This is a genomic window from Psychrobacter sp. JB193, from assembly GCF_002285555.1.
In the GTDB taxonomy this organism is placed as follows: domain Bacteria; phylum Pseudomonadota; class Gammaproteobacteria; order Pseudomonadales; family Moraxellaceae; genus Psychrobacter; species Psychrobacter alimentarius.
In genome coordinates this window covers 1,221,665-1,228,459 of the sequence record NZ_NRGY01000002.1, presented here as the reverse complement: position 1 = coordinate 1,228,459, position 6,795 = coordinate 1,221,665, and the positions used below count along the sequence as shown (strand labels likewise).

Annotated in this window: 5 protein-coding genes; 1 reads left to right on the top strand and 4 read right to left on the bottom strand. The window is 41.4% G+C overall.

The features are described from left to right. The 3 genes from CIK80_RS15370 to CIK80_RS13260 all read right to left on the bottom strand — a co-directional run. Window positions 1–1,021: hypothetical protein (locus CIK80_RS15370; RefSeq protein ID WP_218830332.1), on the bottom strand; the 1,021-nt coding region annotated here is incomplete at its 3' end. Between the two features lie 63 nt (window positions 1,022–1,084). Next, entirely contained in the window at window positions 1,085–2,074 is a 990-nt protein-coding gene (locus CIK80_RS13265) for an OmpA family protein (protein ID WP_095570355.1), read from the bottom strand. A 1,278-nt stretch (window positions 2,075–3,352) separates the two neighbouring features. After that, the gene (locus tag CIK80_RS13260; RefSeq protein WP_095570354.1) at window positions 3,353–4,216 is read right to left on the bottom strand and encodes a universal stress protein; all 864 of its coding nucleotides are present in this window, start codon (window positions 4,214–4,216) and stop codon (window positions 3,353–3,355) included. 376 nt (window positions 4,217–4,592) lie between these two features. On the opposite strand from CIK80_RS13260, the gene CIK80_RS13255 reads away from it, so the two are divergent. Then, window positions 4,593–5,126 carry a DUF2058 domain-containing protein gene (locus CIK80_RS13255; RefSeq protein WP_095570353.1) on the top strand — a complete coding sequence of 178 codons (534 nt, stop codon included), beginning with the start codon at window positions 4,593–4,595 and terminating at the stop codon, window positions 5,124–5,126. A gap of 104 nt (window positions 5,127–5,230) precedes the next feature. Here the strand turns inward: CIK80_RS13255 and CIK80_RS13250 are convergent, their stop codons facing one another. Further along, window positions 5,231–6,706 carry an aldehyde dehydrogenase family protein gene (locus CIK80_RS13250; RefSeq protein WP_095570352.1) on the bottom strand — a complete coding sequence of 492 codons (1,476 nt, stop codon included), beginning with the start codon at window positions 6,704–6,706 and terminating at the stop codon, window positions 5,231–5,233. Window positions 6,707–6,795: the final 89 nt, after the last annotated feature.

Here is a 6,795-nt window from a genome sequence, read left to right as displayed (position 1 = left end):
CATCAGCGTCGGCATCAGCGTCGGCGTCGGCATCAGCGTCGGCATCAGCGTCGGCGTCGGCATCAGCGTCGGCATCAGCGTCGGCGTCGGCATCAGCGTCGGCATCAGCGTCGGCGTCGGCATCAGCGTCGGCATCAGCGTCGGCGTCGGCATCAGCGTCGGCATCAGCGTCGGCATCAGCGTCGGCATCAGCGTCGGCATCGGCATCAGCGTCGGCATCTGCATCGGCATCGGCATCGGCATCGGCATCAGCATCAGCATCAGCATCTGCATCTGCATCTGCATCTGCATCGGCATCGGCATCGGCATCGGCATCGGCATCGGCATCTGCATCAGCGTCGGCATCTGCATCAGCGTCGGCATCGGCATCTGCATCGGCATCGGCATCGGCATCGGCATCAGCGTCGGCATCAGCGTCGGCATCAGCGTCGGCATCGGCATCGGCATCGGCATCTGCATCGGCATCTGCATCTGCATCTGCATCGGCATCAGCGTCGGCATCAGCATCGGCATCGCTGTCATCGTTATCGTCATTAGAGAAAGCAGCGGTAGCAAGGCCTATTCCTGCAAGACCCGCTAACCAAGGCAGGGCATTAAAAGCTCCAGACTCCGTAGCTCCTACCCACCAAGGCGAAACCTGCGCATCTCCGCCCAATGATTGTCCTTGTATCTCACCTGCTTCTAACTCAGTGACATAGTCAGCAACTTCACCAGTATCAGGAACATAATAGTAATAACTACCATCTTCTGCGACACCGATAAGCGCACTCTCAGTAGCGTCGTAGAATCCCTCAATAATTAGATCAGGATCTACACTATCACTTTCAAAAGAAATCTGAAGGTCTTGACCGACACGTTTAGTAATAATGTTGTTGGGGGCGTAACCCGTTGACTCATCAAGAAACTCATAGTTAATTTTATCGGTAGCTTGGAGCACCGTAGGAGTACCGTCTTGTGTCACAACTGTATGTTCAGCAACGGTTTCGGCTTGGCCGTTTACCTTGATATTTATAGTGCTCATAAAATCATCCTTAATTAATTAATTCTAAATAGAATAAGTATCGACTTAGAATAAAGATTTGATTCAGTTAACTTTTTCACTAACAGTGGCGACAACTCGGCGGTTGTTTTGACGTCCTTCTTCAGTATCATTGATATCAATTGGCATCGCCTCTCCGTACCCTACGGCACGTAAACGTGAAGGCTGCATACCATATTTATCTACTAAAATATTTTTTACTGTATTTGCACGCTTTTGAGAAAGCTGCAAGTTATAGCTTTCAGAACCTCGACTGTCTGTATGACCTTCCACAGTGATATTGGTTCTTGGATAAGACTGAATAAAACTGGCCATGCCATCTAGCACAGCGTTATTGTTGTTTTTCAAGTTCGCGCTATCAAAATCAAATAACACACTGAACTGTTTAAGATCACTTATATCTACTGGAGTATTTGCTATAGGTTTCTTGACTGGTTCTTTTGGTAGATTTTGATTTGGCAATGGCTGACTGAGTAGCGTTTGACTTGTCATGCTACAGTCTGATGGCATACGACTGATTTGATGCGTCTGGCGATTGGCTTGGCTCAATGATGACAAGGCTTCGTTGGCTGATATTTGCTGAAGAACAGGTTTGCCCGTTGCTGTTAAGCTAACTCTTATATAAGTTGTTTTTTGAGGAAGGAATTGAAAACTTTCTGAATAAGAAACAATGTCGCCATTTTCTTTTAAGACTGACGCATTGATGATTTGTGCGTTATCACAAATGATTTTTTCCGAGTAATGGCCATTGTCTAGACTGGTTTGAAAAACATTATCCAGTCCAATACCTATATTGATATTATTTTTCTTCTCATGGTGAGCGTCTCGAAAAAAAACAATTCTACGCTCATTTACTTTTAGATCACTATCATTAGGCAAACGAAATAATTCACCACTTTTTTCCCAACCAACTTGATTAACTCGCTGAGTATCACCAGAGGAAAATTTTATTTTATTATTTGGTACAGTTTGACAGCCTACCAAACCTACCAATGTGAATAATGTCGTCGATAATAGTAAACCTTTACTGTCCATAGCTTTTCATCCTAATAAAATCTAGTTTATGGGCATCTATTTTTCTCTTATACAACTCATTTCTTATTAAAAAATCATCATCTTTAAACGATATTTATTACAATTATTATGAATTTTTTTAGAATATTATTTTATAAAATATAGACGTAGTTAAATTTTATTATATTCACATCAATTAATAATGCAATTTTAGAATGTTTAGAAAAATGCTTAATTCTTATATATGAATTGCGTGAATACTATGTTTATCAGCGCCTGAAAACAAAAGAACTTATGTAAGGTAAATTGTAAAGAAACATTAATACTACATTTTCAATACTGAAGTATCAAACTTATAATAAGTAAATAATTACAATTGGCTTGCTTTTATTAGATTAACTTACTTATGTAATATTATGAGTACATTACGAATAATTCTTTACAACAAAAAGTGGTGGATTCTTTAGATTAGAGATTTTCTCACTGTGACGTATGTTCTTTTGATTTACCTTTCTGACACACATCAAGGTATACGCTTTCAGAGAATCACTGATAAAAGTTCTGAATCCGACTCCTTTTTTGAGTAAATTACTGCACTAATTAGGTGACAATTTATACAAGGTAGAGGAAGAATACTGATGATTAAACTGGTTATCTTCTTGATTACATCAATAAATACTATTACTGATAATAGAAATTAACTAAGAAATTAGAAAGCTGCCGACGTGAATGGTATTGACATTAATGTACGTCACTATTAGTGTTTATAAGAGATGTATATATCACAATAAAACCATAGTTTTTGAAACGTGCACACGCGATACTATGTTTTTTCTTAGGTTTGCAAAGACTATAGCGTGGTCAGAATAAACAGCTCGAAGGCCTTGATTTATAGGCTTTGGCTTGTAGTAAATAAAAAATAGTATATCAGTATGTTTTATTTCGATAGGGTCTTTTACTTTAGACTCGTGGTAGGAAAAAATAGGGGTTTAAAATTGATGAAAGTCGGCTATAAGTAATGTATTTTTAGTCATTAACATAGCTAAAGATGGAAAATTCTCGCCAGTCGCTCAGGTATATTTTTTAAAGAGGATTGGGTTTTATCGATATAATAATAAGCAAGTAACTACCCTATTTAACTAAAATCAACGATCGTAAATAGTGTATTATTTACTTTTAGCGATTGAAAAAGGCTACTGTACATTTGCCATCGAAAAACGATGAAAATATACAATAGCCTTTTTTTTATAAGAACGTGACTGTGTTTATTGTGACTCTATTTATCTACATTATAAAACGTTAGCGGACTAAAATGACAGGAGACAAGGTGCTGGCAATAATTTCTGTTGTAGTACTTCCCAAAAACAATTGCTGCAACTTTGAGTGACCATACGCACCCAATACCATCATATCAACGTCATTATCCATCTGAAATTTTAATAAGCCATTCACAGCATCAGATGCTGTGACATGGTGAGCACCTACGGCATAGCCAGCGGCTTCTAATTGCGCCCCTGCCGCGCTTAGACTTTGTTTGGCAGCATCATTATGATTGCCTACCATGACGATATGACCTTGCATTCCCTTTAATACAGGGCTTCTTGCAACCATCCAAACGGCTTTTATAGAGGTTTTGCTGCCATCAAAGGCAATCATGTAAGAGCGTGGCTCTTTAAACGCCTCTGAACAAATCAAGATAGGCACCTCTGATGCACGAGCAACCGTTTCTATTTGGCTACCGATGTTGATACGGCTATTCTTATGGTCTTCGCCGCGTCGGCCCATGACGATGGCTCGGTTTTCAGCTTTGAAGTGCTCGATGGCAGGCAATAATTTGCCATGCCGCTGATAAAAACGGACATCAATATGCGCAAATTTCTCTTGAATATGACTTCTTGCGTCTTCTACCAACGCATTGCTATAGCTGTTTTCTATTTTTGCCCTTTGCTCGTCCAGTTGGGTCAACTCTTCTAATAAAAACTGGCGGCTATTGATGCCGATTGCCCCTGATAAGTCTCGTCTGGTAGAGACAGGAACATTGCTAACATGCATCAACCCAACAGGTAAATTCAGTTTGCTTGCATACCATGCTGCATAATCACAAACCGATTCAGTCACTGCGGAGCCGTCAATACAGGCCAAAATGTGCTGTGATGTTGTCATAATTCATCCTTAAATATGGTTGGTTAATCCTATGTCACTTTTTAGGGTGTTTTTAGTTTATGACCACTTTACGCCGTATTACGAAAAGCGCCTCCTCTATACGCTCTATAAAATACATTTGTTTGTTAACTTCATACCTTATTTGATAATAACCAATTTAAGCCACTTCATCCAGTCATGTATGTGAGATTGTGACATCCTATTCGGCTTGTCTCTATGCCAGCTAAACCTAGCTTTTGATCGTTTCAGTTTGATTTAACAATCCCTTCTTGTATTCTCCTAACAACATGCCATAGCAAAGTTTGATACAATGTATTTTTTAATATTTATAATTCGATCATCAAAATTGAAGCATCGTTATTTAGGGGATAAAGAGATGGCAAAAAATGCCCTACAAGCTCAGTTATTAAAAGCAGGATTGGTGGATAGCAAAAAAGCCAAAAAAATCAGTAAGCAAGCTGATCATGCCAAGCGTACTGGCGACTCAGAAAGCATCGAGACAAAAAAAGCGTTGGCAGACGCGCAAGCAAAAAAACTAGAAAAAGATCAAAAGCTCAATCAAGAAAAGCAGCGGATTTTAGAAGAGAAAATGCTCAGAGCCAATATCGTACAAATGATTAAGCAACATCAAATCACCGACACAAGTGGTGAGGTCAGTTATCAGTTTGTAGATCATGCTAAGGTTAAGAAAATTGCTATTACTCAAAAGCTTTATGACCAAATCGTGGCCGGTCATGTAGTCATCGCACGATTAGAAGACAGCTATGCGCTACTGCCTCGTCCATTGGCAGATCGCATAAATACAAAAATGGAAGGCTTTATTGTCGTTTCTAACGATACTTCAGAAGAAGCGTTGGAAGAAGATGATCCTTATGCTGCTTATGTTATTCCAGATGATCTGATGTGGTAAAAGTCTCCTCTGATATACAACATCAGAAAAACCCTTTATTGAATAATCGATAAAGGGTTTTTCTATATCCACATCATTTATTACTAATGGATATTTTTAATGTGTTAATGTGTGAGCAATACATGTTTGCTTTTTTGATAGGCAGACAGACCATCGACGCCAAGCTCACGACCGATCCCGCTTTGCTTAAACCCGCCCCATCCAGCTTGCGGCAATACGATTTGTTGCTCATTAATCCAAATATGACCTGCTTGAATTTGTAGCGCCATCTTGAGTGCAGCAGTCTCATCAGCGCTCACAATGGTTGCAGCCAAGGCAAATTTACTGTCGTTGGCTAAACGAATCGCATCCAAATCCTCTGTAAACGTTTTGCTGACTAAGACGGGACCGAACACCTCTTCTGTCCACAGCTGACTGGTCACGGGCACATTGTGATAGATGGTTGGCGTGACAAAATACCCCGCTCTATCCAACACTTTGCCACCTGTTAGGCACTCTAGATTTTCAGTTATGGCGATATCGAAGTATTTTTTTACCTGATTGAGCTGCTGCTCACTGACCAGTGGCCCCATTTGCGTGTCTGTATCAAAACCATCACCGATGGACAGGTTTTCTGTCTTTGTCTTCAACCTCTCAAATAACGCGTCAGCAATATCCTGATGAACAATCAATCTGGACGTCGCTGAACAGATTTGACCTGCATTGGTAAAGATACCACCGATGATTAAGTCGCAAGCATACTCAATGTCCGCATCCGCGCAGACGATGATGGCCGACTTACCGCCCAGCTCTAAGCTGATATCTTTGATACCTTTTGCTGCTTGGCTCATGACCTTTTCACCCACCGCATTACTGCCTGTGAAAGACACTTTGTCAATCAGCGGATGACTGGTCATGCCAGCGCCCACCGCTGCCGCTCCCGGTAAAATATTCACCACGCCTTTTGGCAGATCAATAGCAGACAATATATTGCCCAGCATCAGCTCTGGTAATAATGCCACCTCGGACGGTTTTAGTACCACCGTGCAGCCTGCCGCCAGTGCAGGTGCAAGCTTCCAAGCGGTGGTGACCATAGGAAAATTCCAAGGCACAATCAAGGCGCAAACCCCAACAGGTGCGTATGTTTTTAATAGACGCACACCTGCCTCATTGGCCTCGACCTCAGCCCAAGTCTCTTGTTTGGTAATGAGCTGAACATAATAGCGATAACAAGCAATGGCGTCGCTGACGTCTATCTTTGCCTCTTCAATCGGCTTACCGTTATTCAACACGGACAAACCAACCAATGTATCAAACTGCTGTGTCATCGTGTCTGCGATGGCATTTAGATAATGCGCACGCTCACCTGCGCTTGTCTGTGACCAACTGGCATAGGCGGTAGCAGCAGCATTGACGGCGGACTCTACATTCTCTGCGCTACACAAACGAGTGGTGGCAATCACTTCTCCTGAATTGGGATCATACAAAGCGTGGTCACCTACGCTATCAGAACCCGTATCAGATGCTTCAATAGCTACCCAATCACCCTCTATATACGCTGCATTTAGAACGACGTCGTTACGAACGGTTTGCTTTGCCATTTCTCTCGTTAGAGAGTTTGTGTCTGTTTTCTTCATATTATCGATTGCCTTATATCATTTCATATTCAACCAGCTGGATTGTGTAGACT